Consider the following 17,940-nt stretch of genomic DNA (forward strand, 5'->3'; position numbering starts at 1 on the left):
AGAGGCACCTTATTTTAGCGTCCCCGCCGCCTTGAGGGCCGCCTTGTCGCTCTTTGCGCTCATCGCCGTCAGGCCACGCTCCACTGCGTCGGCGATCATGCCCTTGGCGGCCTTCTCCATTTCAGGCCGGCAGCGTGCCAGGGTCTTCAGCCCCGCTACCATCCGCAACATCACTTCAATGCTGCCTGCACCGTCCCTGGCGATCGGCCTGAAGGAATCGGCCATAAGGTCGTCGGGGTCCAGCGGCGCCACCAGCAACCGCTCGTATTTGAGATCACTGTCCTCGACCGGCCGCTCCGCCAGCACACGCACCAGTGTGCTCACCACAGCGATGGCGGTGCCAGGATCGTTGATTCCCGGTGACAGGGCCTTGCTTCCGATCTCGGCCAGTACGATCAGCCCGAAGCGCGGATCGCTATCAAAAGTGCGACCAGTGCCCACGGTGAAAGCACCGGCCAATCTGTCCGCCATATCGTCTTCCAGCGTTCCGGCAACGAGCATGAGTGGACGGTCAGGGGCTGCATAGGCACCCGGACGTGAGGTGATGGTGATCAGCAGTTCGTGTTGTTCAGCCAACTCCTGCAGGCGCGACAGGTCTACGTGTTGTACGTAGCCGGTCTTGCGGGAAAAGACAGGCTCGCCTGATGGCTTTCCGCTGAGCCGCCGACATCCCAGCAAACCGTCTCCCGGCACCGTCCTGAAAGCCTTCTCGGTGGCAGACCCGACCTTGCTGACTGTTTCACCGACGCGGCCGATGGAAGACATCTGGCCAATCCAGCGGATGAGCGCGGCGACAACCAGCACCACCACGGCCAGGGTTACCGCAAACAGCAGGAGACGCCCCGCCTCGCTGTAAATGTTGGCGGACAACCCTATGATCCCGACAATAGAAAACAGAAACGCCCCGATGAACACCGAGATTGAGGTTTGCGCGCTGCGATCACCCACAATCAGGGGTACGGCTCTGGGCGTGGTGGACGCGGAAGCGCTCGAAAGCGCGCTGACTATGGTGGAGAGTGAGAAGACCGCAACTGTCAGCAGGCTCGAAGCCAGCACTGTCAGGATGGATTCCACGGCTTCGGATGACAGGGTGAACGGCAATTTGTCGGGAACCAGGCCGGACGTCGCATAGGCGATCACTACGGTCAGAATGGCGACCAATGAGAATGCGGCCGGCAGAAACCACATCTTCTGGACCATCTGCCGGAGCTTGAACGCGATTTGACTCATGGATTTTCCCCTCAGAAGGTAAGTCTTACCCCCTGGGTTTGGTTGCGCCCAGCCCGGTCGGAACTGATTCTAGGAACCGAAAATACGCCGCGCTTCGAGAGCCAGGCCGAGCCCGACGCTTCCCAGCACGTCGGTGCGGACAATTTCGGCTTCGGGGAATAATGCACTCAGTCTCCCGGCAACGGCCGGGACCAGTGTCGAGCCGCCCGTCAGTATCAGGCTGCCGACCTGCGCCGCCGCAAGATCAGCCGCGCGCAAGGTCTCACCGATTGTGCTCTCTAGTCTTCCGATGGAAGGTGCCAGCGCGTCCGCCAATTGCGCGCTCGTCATCTCCGTCTTGATGCTGTGATCCCGCACTTCAAAGGAAAAGGACACGGCCCCGCGATCCGAGAGCGCAATCTTGGCCTCTTCCACCGCGCCAATCAGGCGGTGGCCCAATCGTTCTTCCACCAGCGCCACGAAGGTTTCGACTTTCTCGGGCTCCCTGGCCTCCCGGATGGTTGAGCGCAGATCGCGCTGCGCTTTGGCGTCATATAACCTGTTGATCCGGTGCCAGGTGGAAAGATCGACATAGGGCGCCACCGGCAGATGCCGCTTGCCGTCCAGCGTTCGCGAACCAAGACCAAGCTCGGGCATCACCCGGCTCATGGCCAGCAGCCGGTCGAAATCCGTACCGCCGATATGCATGCCGGCGGTCGCGAGAATGTCGTCACTCCGGTCTGACCGACCGGCCCGTTCCGGCGCCACGCGCACCAGCGAAAAGTCCGAGGTACCACCGCCAAGGTCAACGATCAGGGCAATGCGCTCGCCGCTGACCTGTCGCTCATAGTCAAGCGCTGCGGCGATGGGCTCGAACTGAAACGCGATTTCCTGAAAACCCTGCGCCCGGACCGCAGCCTCAAGCTGGCCCTGCGCTTCCCGATCCGCCGCAGGGTCGTCATCCACGAAATGCACGGGGCGCCCCATCACGACGCTGGTCAGTTCCTGCCCAAGCGTGGACTCGGCGCGTCGTTTGAGTTCCCCGACATAGGTGCCAATGATCTCGCCAAAGCCGAGCCGCTGCTTCTTGACCCGGGTCGTATCGGCATAAAGCGCCGTGCCCAGCACACTTTTGAGCGAGCGCATCAACCGGCCATCGGCGCCGCTGACATATTCAGCCAGGGCGGCCCGCCCGAGATAGAGCTGGTCATCCTCAAAGTTGAAAAACAGGACACTGGGCAGCGTCCGCTCGTCCCCCTCCAGCGGCACCAGCGTGGGCTGGCCGTGCTTATCGATCTGCCCCAGCGTCGAATTGGATGTGCCGAAATCCAGGCCACAGGATTGGGTCATGGCGCGCCGTCCGCAAAAATGGAGAGGTCGCGCCTACCGCGCGGGGACGGGTCTCTTAGTGGTTGCCAGTCTCCCTGACAACCATTGGCATATCAGGCCGCCTTGCGCCGTTTGTCGTCACGCCCGCGCAGGTCCATGACTTCCAGCCGCGCCAAGCCGCGCCGCTGGGCCTTCTTGACCGCCTGGGAGGCGGCATTGAGCACCGAGCGATCCAGTTTCCCCTGTGGATTGACCACGGCAACGCCAGTGCTCAGCGTCACCTGACCAGCATGGCTTTCGCGATTGGGGATCCCCTCGCGGCGCAGTGCGGCGGCAATCCGGCTAGCCAGTTCCCGGGCCATCAGCGCCGGCATGTCCGGCAGCACGAGCATAAAGCCGGCCTGTCCGCTGCGCAGGCAGATATCAGTTTCGCGAGTCAACTGCGCGGCAATGATCGATTCGAGGGAATCAAGGCTCTCCTCGACCGCCTCGCGGCCATAGGCGGCGAAATATTCGGCGTAGCCATCGACTTCGAGGGCCAGGACGCAAAGCGACACATTTCGCTCGGCGCACTGGCTCCAGCCGCGCCGCAAAGCCTCGTCGATGCGCTGCACGAGGCGCGATTTCTTGTTGGGATTGCGAGCGATGGCGGGATGGCCATAGGGCGGCTCGTGCGTGTCGCTGCCGCGCGCCAGAGCTGCGCGAATACGCGCCCAAAGCCCTTCACTGCCGCTCATGGTCACTCTGTTCATCTAGCCTGTCCTGGGCCGCTACCAAACTGGGACAATCAGGCCACACTTATGGTTAACAGCAGGTAAGCACATCACCTCAAAGACTTTCCGGCGGCTCCCATTCGGGCCAGTCCACGGCGTGCTCTTCCCATTGCTCCGGATCGACTTCGGTTTCCAGAAAGGTGCGCCCTTTGGCCGAAACGCCTGCGTCCACCACGGTTTGGGGATCACCCGAAACCAGTGGATGCCACCAGGCCAGGCCCTTTCCCTCGGCCAGACGACGGTATGCGCAGGTCGTGGGGATCCAGGGGATATCCCGGACATTTTCTGGCGTCAGCTTGATGCAGTCTGGCACGATTTCCTGGCGCCGGGGATAGTTCGTGCAGGCACAAGTGTCTCCATCGAGCAGCTTGCAACGCACGTCCGAGGTGATGAGCGTGCCGCTATCCTCGTCCTCAAGCTTGATCAGGCAGCACCGCCCGCAACCATCGCACAGGGCTTCCCATTCGGTTGGTGACATCTGCTCGAGCGACTTTTCTTCCCAGAAGGCCATATTTACCGTTTGCTATTCATGCTGTTGCCGGTTTGCGCTTGCGGGCGGGCCAATGCAATCATATTCCAGCGATTGCGTTGCCTTGTCCGCGTATTGCGGGCAAACCTCCCCATAGCGGGGCGTTGGGGTGCGAAGTGCAGGATCCATTCTACACCAAGGAAAAGAAGCGCAAGCCGAAAGCCGGCATGATGGCCGCTGACGCCTGGCTTGATTCCTCGCTCTATGAGTTCTGGCAGACCCTGGGCCGCGGCTACACGCGATACCAGGACTTCATGTCCCGCTTTCATGTCTCGGGCATAAAGCGCTTTTTCGTCGAAATTCTGTCTGACGCCTTCAGTTTCGGTGCCATTGGCGCCGTTTTGATGACCGCCCTTGCTCTGCCGGCTTTCGACATCATCGATCGCGGTGCCTTCAACAAGGCCGAAGATTATTCGGTCGTGTTCATGGACCGGTACGGCAATGAGATCGGCCGGCGCGGCATCCGCTCGGATGATAGTGTCGCCCTCGATCAGATGCCCGACTATCTGCTCAAGGCTACCCTGGCCACCGAGGATCGGCGCTTTTACGAGCATTTCGGCATCGACGTGGTGGGCACGTTACGCGCGCTGATGAGCAATGCGCAGGGCGATCGCGGCACCCAGGGTGGCTCCTCGATCACCCAACAGCTCGCCAAGAATCTGTTTCTCTCCTCCGAGCGGACGCTCGAGCGCAAGATCGTCGAAGCCTTCCTCTCGATCTGGCTCGAATGGAACTATTCCAAGGACCAGATCCTCAAGCTCTATTTCGATCGCGCCTATATGGGTGGCGGCAATTATGGCGTGACCGCCGCCGCAGAGTTCTATTTCGACAAGCGCGTGCAGGATATCAGCCTGGCAGAGGCCGCCATGCTGGCCGGCATGTTCAAGGCCCCTGGCAATTATGCGCCCCATGTCGATCTGGCTGCCGCGCGCGGCCGTGCCAATCTGGTGCTGACCAATCTGGTGGCTTCGGGCTTCCTCACCGAGGGTCAGGTGACAGCAGCGCGCCGAAATCCCGCCGCCGCCATTGATCGCAGCGACGACATCAACTCTCCGAACTACTTCCTCGATTGGGCGTTCGAGGAAGCCAAGGCCATCATCGAGACCACCAACGCGCCGGGCAATAATTTCATTGTTCGCACCACGATCGACACCACCTTGCAATCCTATGCCGAGGAGGCAATCAACTCGGTCATCCGCGAGCAGGGCGAGCAGTATCGGGTCGAACAAGGCGCCATGGTGGTCACTGATACCCAGGGCGCCATCCGTGCCATGGTGGGCGGCACGGACTATGCCAAGAGCCAGTTCAATCGCGCCATCGTCTCCACCCGTCAGCCCGGTTCCTCCTACAAGCCTTTCGTTTATGCGGAAGCCTTCGAGCAGCTCGGCCTGACACCCAGCGACACCATTTCAGATCGCCCGGTCTGCATCGGCGACTGGTGCCCGCAGAATTATGGCCGCTCCTATCGTGGCCAAACGACCCTGCTCAGTGCCTTTGCATCTTCAATCAATACCGTGCCCGTCACGCTATCGATCAAGACCGGACGCGATGCCATCGCCCAGCTCAGCTATCGCATGGGTTTGCGGCAGGAATACCCCGTCACACGCTCTCTGGCGCTCGGCGTGGCTTCGGTTTCGGTGCTGGACATGACCAGTTCCTACGCCGTCTTTGCCAATCGCGGCTACAAGACGCAGGCCTATGGCCTGACCCGCATGACAACGCTGGGTGAGCAGCTCGTCTGGGAACGCAACAACGACGCGCCGCGCGAACGCGTGCTCTCGGAGCAGACCGTATCCTATATGAACCAGATGATGCATACCGTGGTCACCGGTGGCACAGGCCGCCGCGCCGCGGTCGAAGGCGTTCCCGCACTGGGCAAGACGGGCACCACCACGTCCTATCGCGACGCCTGGTTCTGCGGCTTCACTGGCAATTACGTGGCCGCCGTCTGGTTCGGCAATGACGACTATCGGCCGACCAATAATCTCACGGGCGGGTCCCTGCCCGCCACGGCTTGGCAAAAATTCATGGCGTTTGCGCACACCAATATCGAAGTCCTCCCGGTCTTCGGCGTCGATTTCGAACCGCCGCAGCCAATCGTGGCCGACGCAGACCTCGAACAGGTTGAAGATGTCATCGAACGGCCGCCCAGCCTCAAACCGGCTGCCGCGCGCAAACTGCTCGACCTGGCCGATCGCCTGGAGGCCGCCAGTGCTGCCGTCGCGCCGGTTCGCGACACGGCGCAAGCCTCCGGATCGGGACCGACTGGCCTTTGACGTTACAAACGCCTTCCGCGCCGGCCGTTGCGTTGTTACAAGCCTTGCCGATCCTCAACGCAGCGGCCCAGCCAATCATGCCCAAAATGCAGACGAGCTGACCCGTGCGTTTCATCCTGCGCCTCCTCACCGCCATCTGTATTGCCCTGGCTGTCGGCTTCGGACTGAGCTATTACGCCCTGACCGATGGGCGTCTATTCGGGGCGGTGTCCCTCGGGCCGTGGACGGCCTGGCCCGATGTCGGATCCCCTAGTCCCAATCCCTATACGCGCGGCCACATTACCCGGGAGGCGGCGCTCCAGCTTGGGCAAAGCGAGGGCCTGGAATTCCTGGCCACCACTGACAGCGATGGCGCGCCGCTCGATCTGGCCTGCTCCTATATGGTCGCTGGCCATGTACCGGTCTCCACCTTCTGGACGCTCTCGGCTGTCGATAGCGAATGGGTGAACCTTGCAGCAGCCGGCACGGACGCAACCCTGCGCTCCAGTGAAATCGTGCGCCAGCCGGATGGCGACATGCAGCTTCATGTCGGCACGCGGTTGCGACCGGGCAATTGGCTTGAACTGACCGGCAACGGCACGTTCCAACTCGTGCTGACGCTCTACGATACCCGCGCCCTGTCCAGCATTTCCTCGTCCGACACCACCATGCCCTCCATTACCTTGGAGGATTGCCAGTGATACGGACCCTGCTCTGGCTGGTCGGCGGCCTGATTTTGGGTGGCATCATCCACATCACCGTCATTCTGACCCTGCCGCTTCTGGCCGAAGAAACCACCTGGTCCCGCGTCAGTGCCCTAGACGCGAACAATCGCATGCTGGTGCTCGACCGAGTGGCACAGGGCGATCCCAATCCACTGCATCTGGATCCTGAACTGAGCTACGGGCTGTGCCAGATCGATCTGGGCGAAGGCCCGGCCTATCTCAATGGTGTGCTGCCCGACGCCTTCTGGTCGGTGGCCGTCTATGACCAGAATGGCGTCGTCATCTATTCCACCACCAATCGCGACGGCATCGGCCAGACTGTCGACATGGGCATTTTCAACGCCGCGCAGACGCGCCTGCTGGCCCAGCAACAGATCGAGATCGCCGAAGGCCTGCTTATCGTCGAAGCACCGGCCAACAAACTCTTCGTTCTGGTACGGCTATCGCCGCCACACGAGGCCATGCGCGCTCGCTTCGAGCAGGAATTGTCCGAAATCACCTGTGGACCCAGGGCATGAAAACAGCCGCTGAATTTGTCGAAACCCTCGCCGACACGGTTGGCCGCTATCTGTCGGAAGTGGCCGGGCCCGGCGAACATCTTTCCCTGCTCCGCTGGCAGATCGAACAGGGCCACCGGCTTGATTTGCGCACAACCTATCCCGGCCACGTCACGACCAGCGCCATTATCCTCTCGCCCGACCATCGCCAGACATTGCTGATCGACCACATCACGATCGGCCGCTGGCTACAGCCGGGCGGACACTACGAGCAGGCGCCGGCCTTTCACCGCTCTGCCATGCGCGAGGCCGAGGAGGAGACCGGCGTCACCCGCCTGACCCTGCACCCCTGGCATCAAGAAAGTGACTTGCCCTTCGTCATCGACAGCCATGATGTGCCAGGCAAAGCTTCGCGCAACGAGCCACCGCATATCCACCACGATCTGCAATATCTCTTCCTTGCAGATCCGGCGCTGCCGCTGGTCGCCCAGCTCGAAGAGGTCAACGCCGCCCAATGGTGCGACGCCAGCAGACTGGCCGAGTTCGCCCCCAAGGCGGTCGATCGGCTCAGCACGGTGGCCGCCCTGGATTAGGGCCCGTCGGACGACGAGTCATCAAGCCGGCAATCAGACAATCAACTGCAGCAACAAACCGGCGCACGCCGAAAGCGCCAAAGTGCGCAGTACACCCCAGTGCAGAACGAATAGCGAGACCGCCGCCAGAACGGTCAGCACCAGTGCGCTCCAGTTCAGCGTGCCCCATACGGGCCATGCCATGGAGATGATGCTCGCCTCGATCCGGCCTACCTCGTCGAAAATCACATGCAGTGCGAACCACAAGGCCAGGTTGAAAATCACGCCGACCACGGCCGCGGTGATTGCCGCCAGCGCCCCGGCGAGCGCGACATTTGAGCGAAGCCGCTCGATATAGGGTGCCCCGAGGAAGATCCAGAGAAAGCACGGCACGAAGGTCACCCAGGTGGCCAGGCTTGCTCCCAGCACCCCGCCCCAAAGTGGATCAAGGCCGAGCGATTGCCGAAATCCGGCAATGTAGCCGACGAAGCTGAGCACAAGCACCAGGGGGCCCGGGGTCGTTTCGGCCAGAGCCAGACCATCGAGCATCTCACCGGCCTGCAACCAACCGAAAGTGCCAACGGCCTCGCTCGCGACATAGGCCAGCACGGCGTAGGCCCCGCCGAACGTCACGACCGCCATTTGTGAAAAGAACAGAAAAATGTCGGAAAACGTGTTGCCCCACCCCCAGATGATGCCAACCACCGATAATGGTGCGATCCAAAGACCGCCCCAGATGCCGATTACTGCAAACGCCCTGCCCCAGCTCGGCGAAACGTGGATCGTTGTGTCATCGATCACCGCACTGGCGTCCAGGGCTGCGCCGGAAGGCTTATGCCCCCCGCCCGAGAGCAGGTCCGGCCGCCTCTTCGCGACGCCATAACCAATGAGCCCTGCAACGAAAACCACCGCTGGAAACGGCACGGCAAAGAAGAACAAGGCGACAAAGGCGCCCACCGCCAGGCCATAGGACAAGGCATTTTTGAGGGCCCGGCGCGCCACGCGCAACAGCGCTTCGACCACCACGGCCAGAACCGCAGCCTTGAGCCCGAAAAAGATGCTGGCGACCCAGTCGAGTTGCTGAAACAGCGCATAGCCAGTCGCCAATGCCAGGATGACCGCAAATCCCGGCAATACGAACAGCACGCCGGCAGCCACCCCGCCGCGCCATCCGTGCAGCAACCAGCCGACATAGGTTGCCAATTGTTGGGCCTCCGGTCCGGGCAAAAGCATGCAATAGTTGAGCGCATGGAGGAACCGCGCCTCCGAGATCCAGCGGCGGTCCTCCACCAACTCCATGTGCATCAGGGCAATCTGGCCAGCCGGCCCGCCGAATGACAACAAGCCAATTTTCGCCCAGACATGCAGGGCCTGGGCGAAACTGGGATGGGCTGGAGGGGAAATGTCGTTCATGGAACCCGCTCAGACAGGAAGCGCTACTTGGGTACCACAACCTCTTTGTCATAAACCATGGTCTGGAAGCGCGACGGTATGGTGACACCATGGCCGCTGCCACTTCCCGAATTGGACGAACAGAAATCGCCGCGATTGGCCCGGTCGACCCAGGGGCGCATGCGGCGCAGATTCTCGTCCACGCTCATCGACTGTTCATGGGGCGTTTCCACCAGCAGGTGGTCGAGCGCGTAGGAATAGCTTTGATAGCGGTAGTTGAGCGCGCGCACGAACCACTCGATATGCCACTGGTTTTCGGCGTGCCGGGCCGCGACATTGCCGGCAACGCTGTCTTCAATCCCACTCAGTTCTGCAAGTGCCACGCGCCGCTGCCGATCCACCTCCTCGACGGCGCAAATCGACAGAAACGTCGTGGGCAGCGTATCGATATCGGCCAGAATGTGCCGGCCGACCGTGTTGTAGCGCGTCGGCGAGGAGCGGTATTGCGTCGTGCGCAGCCAAGTGTAGTAGCGCTCAACCCCGTAGCTGTAATCGCGCGCCGGCCCGATCCGGGTGCGCTGCAGTTCCACCGAGGCGTCAAACATCCAGTCGCGACTATGCGCTGCAATCAGGAAGCGCCAGGTGCGATCGTGCATCTCGCGTTCCTGGTCGGTCTGGTTGAAATTGGAAACCGGCTCCTTGCGATTGGTCGCAATCAGCTGGCCGGCATTGGGCATGACCTGGTCGTGCAGCACGCTGGGTTGCGCGCGGCCGAAATCACCGACCGGCCGGGCCACACAGCCCGCCGCCAGAGCAGCCATGGCGATCAATGCGAAAGTGCGGAAAAACCACCCGCGACGGCGTTCAGACACGCTTTCGCTTGCGCCTGTTGTCGCTGTGATTGGTTGGTGGCGACGGCGTCCCGCGTTCATAACGCACCCCGGTGAAAATGAGGATCTGGGCGTCGCCGGGAATTTGTTTCTCAGCGCCGACGGATGCTCTCCGCCTCTCGAACTTAATCAGCTTAGCCAAGCTAGCCTCCATGCTACGCCGCTCCCCCGTCCCTAATGGGGGCAGTGAGTTGAGTAGTCTCGTCCCAGCGCGACGCCCCTCGCGCTGATCTGCATTAAGAGATCGTCAAGGTTAACAGTCTGCTAACGAATTGGCGGCAAGAGTCTGACCTGCATCAAATCGGATGCGAAGTGAGTCGATGGTTCCGCCGGATATGCTTGGATTTCAGCCCTACGAGACCTTTCAGTTGCTGATCGAAACCGGTGGTGTCGATCGCACCAACACGCTGCTGATCGCGGCCTGCGACGCCTATGCGCGGCGCGGAAAGCCCACTGCTCCCGAAATGGAACAGTTCGAGGCGCTGGCCGGGCGGTTGTTCCCCATCGCCGGTCCACAGGCCCGCGCCAAGGGAGCTGCAATCCTGGGACGGGCCGAAATGCTTTCACCGACCCTCGAACGTCTGGTTGTGGAAAATATCGGCGAAGACCTCATTCCGTTCCTTGAAGGGGCGGTCGAACTTTCCGACCAGACCATGCTGGACACCATCAGCCGGTATGACGTGCCCGCCTGCGCCACGCTGGCGACCCGCGCGAACCTCAGCAATGTGGTCCTGGCCAAGCTGTTCCAGATGAATTCGCGCAAGGTCTATCGTGCCCTCGCCGGCAACACCCATATCGTGCCGCGCGGCGCCTATCTCAGCGCCCTCGCCCGCTCTGCACAGATGGATCATCTGGTTGCAGAAGCACTGGGCAAACGCGACGACTTCGACGCAGCCCTGTTAGCCCCCGCCTTTTTCGATCTCTCGGACGAACATCGCGTCAAGGTCATTCAGGCCTTTGCCAACCGCACGACGCCGACAGCTCCGATTTCCCGCACTATCGAACAACTCTCGGTGGCCACCGGTGAACTGACCAAGGCGCTGATGAAGCTGTTCTCGGAAAACCGCCGTCCTGAGGTCACGCGCCTCTTGGCCCAGATCACCGGGCTGGATGAAGTGCGCTGCGGCCAGATTGCGCATGATGTAACCGGCGCCTCGCTGTTCGTCATCCTGCGGGCCTTCGGCTCCACGGCCTATGACGGGCTAAAAGTGCTCATCCACGCAACCAGCCATGACAGCGAACGCTCACGAGCCCTGGCGGACTTTGCCACGCTGTTCGGCGCGGTTTCGCCCGAATCCATGGCCTATCTGATGAGTGCATGGCGTGGCGAAGTGAACCTGCTCGAACTATCCAAGCCGCAGTACCAGCCGTTCACCCAGGCCAGCCGGCGCACGGCATCGGTTACCCCGGCTCACAACCCGGTCATCGATCAGGCCATCGAGGCTCTGGCCAAGATCGGCGTACGCCGTGCGAGCTAGGCTCGCAACGACAAACTGACCATCGTATCGCATCGTTAGTGCCGGGCTTGTCCCGGCAATAACTTTTATGCCGCCTCAGTCGATGCCGGTGACGAAGGATGCTGGCTAGGCCTTGGGCTCACGGACCATGTCGATCCCCGGGTCATCGCCGCGCAGATCGATGCTGAGCACCCAGAGGTCCGGATCGAAGGAGATTTCCTGGTCGATGCGTTCGCGCACCTTGGCTGGCTCCACCCGCGCGAACCGACGTTGAAACATCTGCCCCGCACTGTCGCCTCGAGAGATCGTAGGTGCCGGAGTAAACAGCGAGCAGGTGCCATCAAGGTGATCGACCTCGATGAAGATCTGTCCGGCTATGGGATCACCGCGCCGCGCCACGACACACATATTGCCCATGTCATTGTGACGCCGGACGAAGGCCATGCACCACAAATCGCTGCGAAAGCTGGACACGTCAGATCGTCGCGCCTGCCTTAAGCAGGAGCTCTACCAGGTCTGGCTGCACCTGCCCGGTCATTCTGTATCGGTGGAAGTTTTCGAACTCGCGGATGGCGCGTGCCGTTTCCGGCCCCGGCTTGCCGTCGATCGGCCCACGGAAGAAGCCGAGGCTGGCCAGGCCGGTCTGGATCTGGGTGACGAGTGAGACGTCGGTCGCGGGCGGTATGGCTGCGGGAGCAGCAGCAGGAGCGGCGCTGGCAAGCTGGATGGCCTGGCCCTGCGGGGCGGCGGGCTGTGGGGTCTGGACTGCAGCTACCGGCTGAACGGGCTGGGCATCCGGACGCAGGGACGGTAGCGACGCACTTGGAATGGGCGGATTGCCGGCAGTCCCGGCGCCACCACGCGATCCATCGACAGCGGCGATGATCGAATCAATGGTACTGGCCGCCGACTGGGCCACCTCGTCGAACACTTGCTCGGCCGGAGACAACGTCTGCAAACGGGCGACCACCCGATCCTGGTCTTTCTGTACGACTGGAGCTGCGGTCGAAGCCGGAGCGCTCACCACCGCGACCTGCTGCACTGGTACCGGTTGCGCGGCGACCGGCGCCGGCGCGCTTAGAGCCTGTGGCTGGGTAGCGACGGGGGCACTCACGCGCCCGGTGGAGTCCGCATCGAGGATGGCCTCGATAACAACCGGGTCATTGGCGCCGGTCGGGGTCATGCCGTTGCGCTGTTCGAACGCCCGAATGGCCTCGGCGGTCTTGGGCCCGTAATAGCCGTCTACTTCCCCGGTGAAGAGCTGCAACTCCAGGAGCTTTTTCTGCACCGCGAACATCTGCGCATTGCCCACCGGCGCATCCGGCACGATCCGCTGCACCGGCGCCGCAACGCTGCCGGTAGTCTCTGGGCTTGCTTGCGGCAGCTCGGGGAGCAGCGGGGCCGGCTCGACTGAACTGGCCTGCGGCGCAACGGGACGCTCAACGATCGGTGTCGGCAGCGGCGCAACAACATGGCGCGACGGTGCAAAGAATGGCGAGGGATGCTGTGCCGTCTGGAAGAACAGGGCATTGCTGCCCGCCAGTGCGGTCATGGTCACCATTGCCAGCAGGCCGGTGGATGCCAGAGGCGCGCGCATATAGCGCGAAATGGTCCAGAGCCCCGCGCGGCCTACGGTGCCAAGCAGGGCGCTGCCAGCCATAAGCGGCAGGTGGGTCAGGGTCGAAGCCGTCATTGTGCTTTTCTTTTTTCGTTTGGCCATGAAGTGGGGGCCGCAGCCACGGGCTCACGATGAAGTTGCAGAATGTCGGCAGTTTCGCCCGGTTTGGTTGCTGGACCGTTTATAGGGAGCAAAACAGTGATGGTTGTCCCTGCCCCGATCTCCGACATGGCGCGCAATGTGCCCCCATGCAGCTCAACCAGGCCTTTGACAATGGACAGTCCGAGGCCAGTACCCTCGTATTTGCGGCTCAGGCCATCCTGAGCCTGGAAGAAGGGTTCACCGATTCGCGCCATGTCTGCAGGAGCCATGCCGATGCCGCGATCTTTCACAGAGAAGTTGATCGACTGCCCCTGCCGCTTGACCGCAACGGTCACCAGCCCTCCTTCATGGCTGAACTTGACGGCGTTGGAGAGCAGATTGATCACAATCTGCCTGCAGACCCGTTCATCCGCCGAGATCAGCGGCAGACCCGCTTCGATCTCCGATACCAGCCTGACATTGCGCTCCTGGGCCAGCGTTTCAACCATGGCGAAACAGGCCGGAATAATAGCGCCGGCATCCATGGAATCGGCTTGGATGTCGAACTTTCCAGCCTCAATGCGCGACATGTCGAGCAGCATGCTGACCACCTCAAGCAGATGCTTTCCGCTTTGCTGGATCAGGCCGGCATATTCCTTGTGCGTCGGCGAGAGATCCCCGCCGATACCGCTCGACATCATCTCCGAAAAGCCGACCACCGCATTGAGCGGCGTGCGCAGCTCATGCCCGATGGTCGCCAGGAAGCGCGACTTGGCCTGCGACGCGTCTTCGGCGACACGGCGCGCTTCGGCCATGGCCGCTTCGGCGTCCTTGCGGGCCGTAATGTCGCGCAACAGTGCAATGACATCGCGATGATTGTCGCCAGTCGAATCATCGATGATCGGTGAAAGCTGCATTTCGACCCACAGGAAGCAGGGAATATTGCTGCGCGCATGCGGATCGTCCTGACGCAGGCGTAGCTCGATCAAGCGATTGCGACCATCCTGCGCAGCATCGGCCAGAGCTGTAAGGAAAGCGGGACGATCCATGATGTGCAGGCGCTCGGCAAGCCTGGAGCCAGCCACCTGATAGCGCGGGCAGCCGAACAGGGTTTCCGAGGACCGCGATGCCACCAGAATGTTGCCGTCAGTCGACAGGCGCAGCACGGTGTCCTGCACATGTTCGATCAGGTGACGATAGGCGCTGACCTGGGCCTTATCATTTACCTCGAACGCCATGTTGATCCTATGGGCGCTGAAGGCAACGACGGCGAAGGCCACTGCAAATCCAGCAACCGAGCAGTAGGTCAGGACCGCGCCGGTAAGGGGCACCGCCGGCAAGCCCAGGCTGGCCGCAGCGATGCCTAGCGCCGTTACCGGCACCAGACCGAGCCAGCTCAGCCGGCGCAACGGGCTGCGCGCGATCAAACCTGCGAGCACAGGTCCCATAACCGCCATGGCCATGCCAGCGTCGCCCAATCGCGGGTCAGCCAACGTCAAAACCATGCCTGTGGCCATCAGCGTGGCCACCTGCGCTGCGGCCGCGATTTCATGCTGGCCGCGCTGGTGCAGCGCCAGGCTAATCAACCCGCCAGCCAGCACAAGCGAGGCCAACAGGAAGGGGACCGAAATACCTAAAACGAGGGCATAGACTGCCGGGACCATACCCAGCAGCGCCGCAGCTGCAAGCAATTTTGCATTGTTCGCAATGGTTGCGCGGCGCAGCAGCTCGGGCCAGTTACCAGTACCAGACGAAGCGCTGACGCTTCGTTTGCTGGCTCCGAAGTGGATGAAGCTACGCATCAACAAAAAACTCACTAACCGACGCCTGTAATCCTGCGCCCAGGGGCCGTTCGCTGGCCCTTCCCCGAGCCATTTGCGCCCGACTGAAGCCGGGTCGTTGTTGACTTGAGCCTCGGCCAGCAACCGCTAAGACAGGCTTAAGCCCTGCCCCCGATCGATCTGATTCACGCTCGTGGCGCGGGTGTTTCACCAGTTAGCGTAAACAAGGTCTTGCCCGATTGCCGGAGCGGTTGGCATTTGATTCAAATTTTATCGACTTGCCCCAGTCACGCTTAATTTGCGGCCCCTAGCCTTGTCCTATCAGCCGGCCGGTCTCCGGCCTCGATGGACTTGGAAAACATGTTTCTGCTTCGCTCAGTCTTCTGGCTAACCCTTGCCTTTCTGGTCATCCGGCCTGGAGCGGATGTGGGTGAGGCCGCCACAAATTTCTCCGGTGAGGCAATGGCGCGCGGCAGCCAGTTCGTGGCTGCGCAGATCGACGCCATAGAATGCAGTGAAATTCAGTGTCTGGGCGGCAAGGCCGTCGCCGCCGCGGCACTTCGGTCGACCCAGCTTGCCGGCGCCCCCATGCATGCAACGCCGGCACTCAACGCGGTTCCGATGCCCCGACCTCGGCCGGATCGCGCTGGATAACAGGCGCCTGCCCCGGCGCTGGAATCTACTCCGGGGGTCGTGTCACTTCCCCAAGCGACGCTACTCCATTGACCCCCGGCTCCTGCCGCAGATGCGCTGCCCCGCATCTGCGGCTTTTTCCTTGACCGGCGCATGGCTCTGGCATTGGGGCGATCCATCACCTAGATAGGGCGCATGACACAGCCTCAGCCTTTTCAGGATATCGCCGACAACCTTTCCTTCCTTGATGATTGGGAAGATCGCTACCGCTACCTCATCGAACTGGGACAAGCCTTGCCCAAGCTCGAAGAGGCCGAGCGCAATGCGGACAACAGGGTCAATGGCTGCGTCTCGCAGGTCTGGTTGGTTGCCGAGCCTGACAGTGTCGATGGCGCGCCGCATTTGCGCTTTCGCGGCGAGAGTGACGCCATGATCGTGCAGGGCCTGGTCGCCGTGCTGCTGGCACTCTATTCCGACCGGGCGGCGAGCGAAATTGCCGAAACCGACGCTATTGCCCTGTTCGATGAACTGGGTCTGCGCGAACATTTGACCGCGCAACGCTCCAATGGACTAGTGGCCATGGTCAATCGTATACGCGGCGAAGCCCGGGCGGCCCTGGCTTAGTCAAAGCGTAGGAGCCGCCTTTCTCGGTAGCCCTGGCGGGTCGCGCTCCCAGACCGGCCAGACGCCGCCCCATGCATCGTCAGTTCTCCGGGTCCGGAAACATGGGGGGACGTTCGGGCAGCCAGGATTGCGTTCTGGATCTCTCCCGACCGTTGGCCGTAGCATTCAACCCCATCAGATGCGCCAATTGCTCAAGCCCAATACGCAAGACCAGCTTGGCGCTCCGCCGCGGCCAGCGGCGTTCCAGCTCGATCTGTTGCAGGCCCTTGTCATAAACGAAGACGTCGGCAAGCACGCCCCAGCAGTCCGAAGGAACGCGCTGCGCCAGCCGCGACAAATTTTGCCGAGCATCTTCGACCGTTTCGGAGAGGCAGGATTGCCCATGCGCGCTTCCCTTACTGCCAATACGGGTTGGATCATAAGCCATGGTCACCCGTTGGCGCAGCATGGATCGCTCGAAGGTCCTGGCGATCAGCCGCGCAGCCTCAACGTGGTATTGGTGCAGAAATCCGTCATCACCACCCGCCCCCGACAAGCGCGCAACAGCGTCGGGCAATTCAAACATGATCGAGGCCCGCCAATGTCTGCAGGCGCAGTTCAAGATCGGTGACTTTGCGGTCAAAATCCAAATCGTCACGCATGTCTTCGATCAGACTGCATGCATAGGAGACGGTTGTCCTGTCCCGACCAAAGACCAGTCCTATATCGGTTAGACTTTCGCCAAGAACGACATGAGCGAGATACATGGCCAACTGGCGCGCGCGAGCGGTATCCGTGCGGCAGCGTTGCCGGTGAAAAAGCATTGCGACGTCAATCTCGGCATGTTGAGCAACCAACAATGCCGCTTGTCGTACCGCGGTTTGGTCAATACGAACCGCGAGACAAGCCGGCGCAACGTTGTGGTTCACTAGTTCCATAGGAAGGGACTCCGGTCGAGATAGGATCATATTCCTATCTCTTAGCCAAAGTCACCCGTCCCGGGGATAAGTTAGTCGCTAATGTCGATGGGGGCCCAAAAGCAAATGGCCGCCCCGGGGGGCGGCCATAGCAATTCAGCGTCGATCTGTGGTGGACTTGATCAATCGGCCTTTCGGCCCAGGCCATTGTCCTTGGCCAATTTGGAGCGCGTCGCCGAGTAGCTGGGCGCGACCATCGGATAGTCAGCCGGCAGGCCCCACTTCTCGCGGTATTCTTCCGGAGACAGGTTGTAGTGCGTGCGCAAATGGCGCTTGAGCGACTTGAACTTCTTGCCATCCTCGAGACAGATGATGAAGTCATTGGCCACGGACTTGCGGATCGGCACAGCGGGCTTGAGTTCTTCAACCGGTGCCGGATTCTCATTGGCCTGCAGTGCGCGCAGGGCACCATGAACCTCGGCAATCAACTTGGGCAGGTCGCCGGGGCTGACCGCGTTGTGGCTGACATATGCCGAAACAATTTCTGTACTGAGTTCGATCAGGTCGGACTCTACTGCAGCGAACGCGCCGGTATCGTCGTTCATTTTTCAACCTTCCATATTTTTTTATTGGGCCGTAACAAGGGCAGTTACTAGCCTTACTGATTTAATATGAGCGT

General features: G+C 61.5%; 19 protein-coding genes. 7 read left to right on the top strand and 12 right to left on the bottom strand.

Features of this window, described 5'->3' with window-relative positions; all coding sequences use genetic code 11:
• Positions 1–9: 9 nt before the first annotated feature.
• From GGR20_RS03410 to GGR20_RS03425, 4 genes are all read right to left on the bottom strand, one after another.
• Positions 10–1,230 (bottom strand): DUF2254 domain-containing protein, encoded by a 1,221-nt coding sequence (locus tag GGR20_RS03410; protein WP_183309793.1) that lies wholly within the window; start codon positions 1,228–1,230, stop codon positions 10–12.
• 69 nt (positions 1,231–1,299) lie between these two features.
• Positions 1,300–2,559: an Hsp70 family protein gene (locus GGR20_RS03415; protein WP_183309794.1), complete on the bottom strand. Its 1,260-nt coding sequence runs from the start codon at positions 2,557–2,559 to the stop codon at positions 1,300–1,302.
• 92 nt (positions 2,560–2,651) lie between these two features.
• The gene (locus tag GGR20_RS03420; RefSeq protein ID WP_183309795.1) at positions 2,652–3,290 is read right to left on the bottom strand and encodes a diguanylate cyclase domain-containing protein; all 639 of its coding nucleotides are present in this window, start codon (positions 3,288–3,290) and stop codon (positions 2,652–2,654) included.
• Positions 3,291–3,366: 76 nt separating this feature from the next.
• Positions 3,367–3,822: a YcgN family cysteine cluster protein gene (locus GGR20_RS03425; protein ID WP_183309796.1), complete on the bottom strand. Its 456-nt coding sequence runs from the start codon at positions 3,820–3,822 to the stop codon at positions 3,367–3,369.
• A gap of 134 nt (positions 3,823–3,956) precedes the next feature.
• Here GGR20_RS03425 and GGR20_RS03430 point away from each other — a divergent pair, with 134 nt between their 5' ends.
• From GGR20_RS03430 to GGR20_RS03445, 4 genes are all read left to right on the top strand, one after another.
• Positions 3,957–6,116: a PBP1A family penicillin-binding protein gene (locus GGR20_RS03430; RefSeq protein ID WP_183309797.1), complete on the top strand. Its 2,160-nt coding sequence runs from the start codon at positions 3,957–3,959 to the stop codon at positions 6,114–6,116.
• Between the two features lie 104 nt (positions 6,117–6,220).
• The gene (locus GGR20_RS19065) at positions 6,221–6,796 is read left to right on the top strand and encodes a DUF1214 domain-containing protein (RefSeq protein ID WP_183309798.1); all 576 of its coding nucleotides are present in this window, start codon (positions 6,221–6,223) and stop codon (positions 6,794–6,796) included.
• Positions 6,793–7,338 (top strand): DUF1254 domain-containing protein, encoded by a 546-nt coding sequence (locus GGR20_RS03440; RefSeq protein ID WP_183309799.1) that lies wholly within the window; start codon positions 6,793–6,795, stop codon positions 7,336–7,338. Before GGR20_RS19065 ends, GGR20_RS03440 begins: the two co-directional genes overlap by 4 nt.
• Complete coding sequence (locus GGR20_RS03445) at positions 7,335–7,910, top strand: NUDIX hydrolase (protein ID WP_183309800.1); 576 nt, start codon at positions 7,335–7,337, stop codon at positions 7,908–7,910. The genes GGR20_RS03440 and GGR20_RS03445 overlap by 4 nt, the downstream gene beginning before the upstream one ends.
• 33 nt (positions 7,911–7,943) lie before the next feature.
• On the opposite strand, the gene chrA is transcribed toward GGR20_RS03445, so the two are convergent.
• Both chrA and GGR20_RS03455 read right to left on the bottom strand, forming a co-directional pair.
• Positions 7,944–9,302 (bottom strand): chromate efflux transporter, encoded by a 1,359-nt coding sequence (chrA, locus tag GGR20_RS03450; protein ID WP_183309801.1) that lies wholly within the window; start codon positions 9,300–9,302, stop codon positions 7,944–7,946.
• A 23-nt stretch (positions 9,303–9,325) separates the two neighbouring features.
• Positions 9,326–10,153 carry a hypothetical protein gene (locus tag GGR20_RS03455; RefSeq protein ID WP_183309802.1) on the bottom strand — a complete coding sequence of 276 codons (828 nt, stop codon included), beginning with the start codon at positions 10,151–10,153 and terminating at the stop codon, positions 9,326–9,328.
• Between the two features lie 353 nt (positions 10,154–10,506).
• Between GGR20_RS03455 and GGR20_RS03460 the strand changes: the two genes are divergently transcribed.
• On the top strand, positions 10,507–11,649 hold the full coding sequence (locus GGR20_RS03460; RefSeq protein WP_183309803.1) for a DUF2336 domain-containing protein: 1,143 nt from the start codon (positions 10,507–10,509) through the stop codon (positions 11,647–11,649).
• Positions 11,650–11,754: 105 nt separating this feature from the next.
• Here the strand turns inward: GGR20_RS03460 and GGR20_RS03465 are convergent, their stop codons facing one another.
• Genes GGR20_RS03465 through GGR20_RS03475 form a run of 3 tightly spaced genes read right to left on the bottom strand, consistent with a single transcriptional unit; the run spans position 11,755 to position 15,129 of the window.
• Positions 11,755–12,102 carry a DUF1491 family protein gene (locus tag GGR20_RS03465; protein WP_183309804.1) on the bottom strand — a complete coding sequence of 116 codons (348 nt, stop codon included), beginning with the start codon at positions 12,100–12,102 and terminating at the stop codon, positions 11,755–11,757.
• Position 12,103: 1 nt separating this feature from the next.
• The gene (locus tag GGR20_RS03470; protein ID WP_183309805.1) at positions 12,104–13,321 is read right to left on the bottom strand and encodes a peptidoglycan-binding domain-containing protein; all 1,218 of its coding nucleotides are present in this window, start codon (positions 13,319–13,321) and stop codon (positions 12,104–12,106) included.
• Positions 13,318–15,129, bottom strand: a complete 1,812-nt coding sequence (locus GGR20_RS03475) for a PAS domain-containing sensor histidine kinase (protein WP_183309806.1) — start codon at positions 15,127–15,129, stop codon at positions 13,318–13,320. The genes GGR20_RS03470 and GGR20_RS03475 overlap by 4 nt, the downstream gene beginning before the upstream one ends.
• 339 nt (positions 15,130–15,468) lie before the next feature.
• Here GGR20_RS03475 and GGR20_RS03480 point away from each other — a divergent pair, with 339 nt between their 5' ends.
• Entirely contained in the window at positions 15,469–15,762 is a 294-nt protein-coding gene (locus GGR20_RS03480; RefSeq protein WP_183309807.1) for a hypothetical protein, read from the top strand.
• A gap of 174 nt (positions 15,763–15,936) precedes the next feature.
• Positions 15,937–16,365 (top strand): SufE family protein, encoded by a 429-nt coding sequence (locus tag GGR20_RS03485; RefSeq protein WP_183309808.1) that lies wholly within the window; start codon positions 15,937–15,939, stop codon positions 16,363–16,365.
• 79 nt (positions 16,366–16,444) lie between these two features.
• Here the strand turns inward: GGR20_RS03485 and GGR20_RS03490 are convergent, their stop codons facing one another.
• From GGR20_RS03490 to GGR20_RS03500, 3 genes are all read right to left on the bottom strand, one after another.
• Entirely contained in the window at positions 16,445–16,930 is a 486-nt protein-coding gene (locus tag GGR20_RS03490; RefSeq protein ID WP_183309809.1) for a DUF6456 domain-containing protein, read from the bottom strand.
• Positions 16,923–17,282: a helix-turn-helix domain-containing protein gene (locus GGR20_RS03495; RefSeq protein ID WP_183309810.1), complete on the bottom strand. Its 360-nt coding sequence runs from the start codon at positions 17,280–17,282 to the stop codon at positions 16,923–16,925. Before GGR20_RS03495 ends, GGR20_RS03490 begins: the two co-directional genes overlap by 8 nt.
• 161 nt (positions 17,283–17,443) lie before the next feature.
• Positions 17,444–17,866: a Ros/MucR family transcriptional regulator gene (locus GGR20_RS03500; protein ID WP_116589701.1), complete on the bottom strand. Its 423-nt coding sequence runs from the start codon at positions 17,864–17,866 to the stop codon at positions 17,444–17,446.
• Between the last annotated feature and the right edge of the window lie 74 nt (positions 17,867–17,940).

Origin of the sequence: Devosia subaequoris (genome assembly GCF_014197055.1) — a bacterium.
In the GTDB taxonomy this organism is placed as follows: Bacteria; Pseudomonadota; Alphaproteobacteria; order Rhizobiales; family Devosiaceae; genus Devosia; species Devosia subaequoris.

Bases quoted from the DNA above. Each gene is read 5' to 3' on its own strand.
- GGR20_RS03495 (WP_183309810.1), bottom strand. From the start codon at position 17,282: ATGGAACTAGTGAACCACAACGTTGCGCCGGCTTGTCTCGCGGTTCGT.
- GGR20_RS03470 (WP_183309805.1), bottom strand. From the start codon at position 13,321: ATGACGGCTTCGACCCTGACCCACCTGCCGCTTATGGCTGGCAGCGCC.
- GGR20_RS03410 (WP_183309793.1), bottom strand. From the start codon at position 1,230: ATGAGTCAAATCGCGTTCAAGCTCCGGCAGATGGTCCAGAAGATGTGG.
- GGR20_RS03480 (WP_183309807.1), top strand. From the start codon at position 15,469: ATGTTTCTGCTTCGCTCAGTCTTCTGGCTAACCCTTGCCTTTCTGGTC.
- GGR20_RS03490 (WP_183309809.1), bottom strand. From the start codon at position 16,930: ATGTTTGAATTGCCCGACGCTGTTGCGCGCTTGTCGGGGGCGGGTGGT.
- chrA (WP_183309801.1), bottom strand. From the start codon at position 9,302: ATGAACGACATTTCCCCTCCAGCCCATCCCAGTTTCGCCCAGGCCCTG.
- GGR20_RS03415 (WP_183309794.1), bottom strand. From the start codon at position 2,559: ATGACCCAATCCTGTGGCCTGGATTTCGGCACATCCAATTCGACGCTG.
- GGR20_RS03475 (WP_183309806.1), bottom strand. From the start codon at position 15,129: ATGCGTAGCTTCATCCACTTCGGAGCCAGCAAACGAAGCGTCAGCGCT.
- GGR20_RS03445 (WP_183309800.1), top strand. From the start codon at position 7,335: ATGAAAACAGCCGCTGAATTTGTCGAAACCCTCGCCGACACGGTTGGC.
- GGR20_RS03420 (WP_183309795.1), bottom strand. From the start codon at position 3,290: ATGAACAGAGTGACCATGAGCGGCAGTGAAGGGCTTTGGGCGCGTATT.
- GGR20_RS03460 (WP_183309803.1), top strand. From the start codon at position 10,507: ATGCTTGGATTTCAGCCCTACGAGACCTTTCAGTTGCTGATCGAAACC.
- GGR20_RS03425 (WP_183309796.1), bottom strand. From the start codon at position 3,822: ATGGCCTTCTGGGAAGAAAAGTCGCTCGAGCAGATGTCACCAACCGAA.
- GGR20_RS03500 (WP_116589701.1), bottom strand. From the start codon at position 17,866: ATGAACGACGATACCGGCGCGTTCGCTGCAGTAGAGTCCGACCTGATC.
- GGR20_RS03485 (WP_183309808.1), top strand. From the start codon at position 15,937: ATGACACAGCCTCAGCCTTTTCAGGATATCGCCGACAACCTTTCCTTC.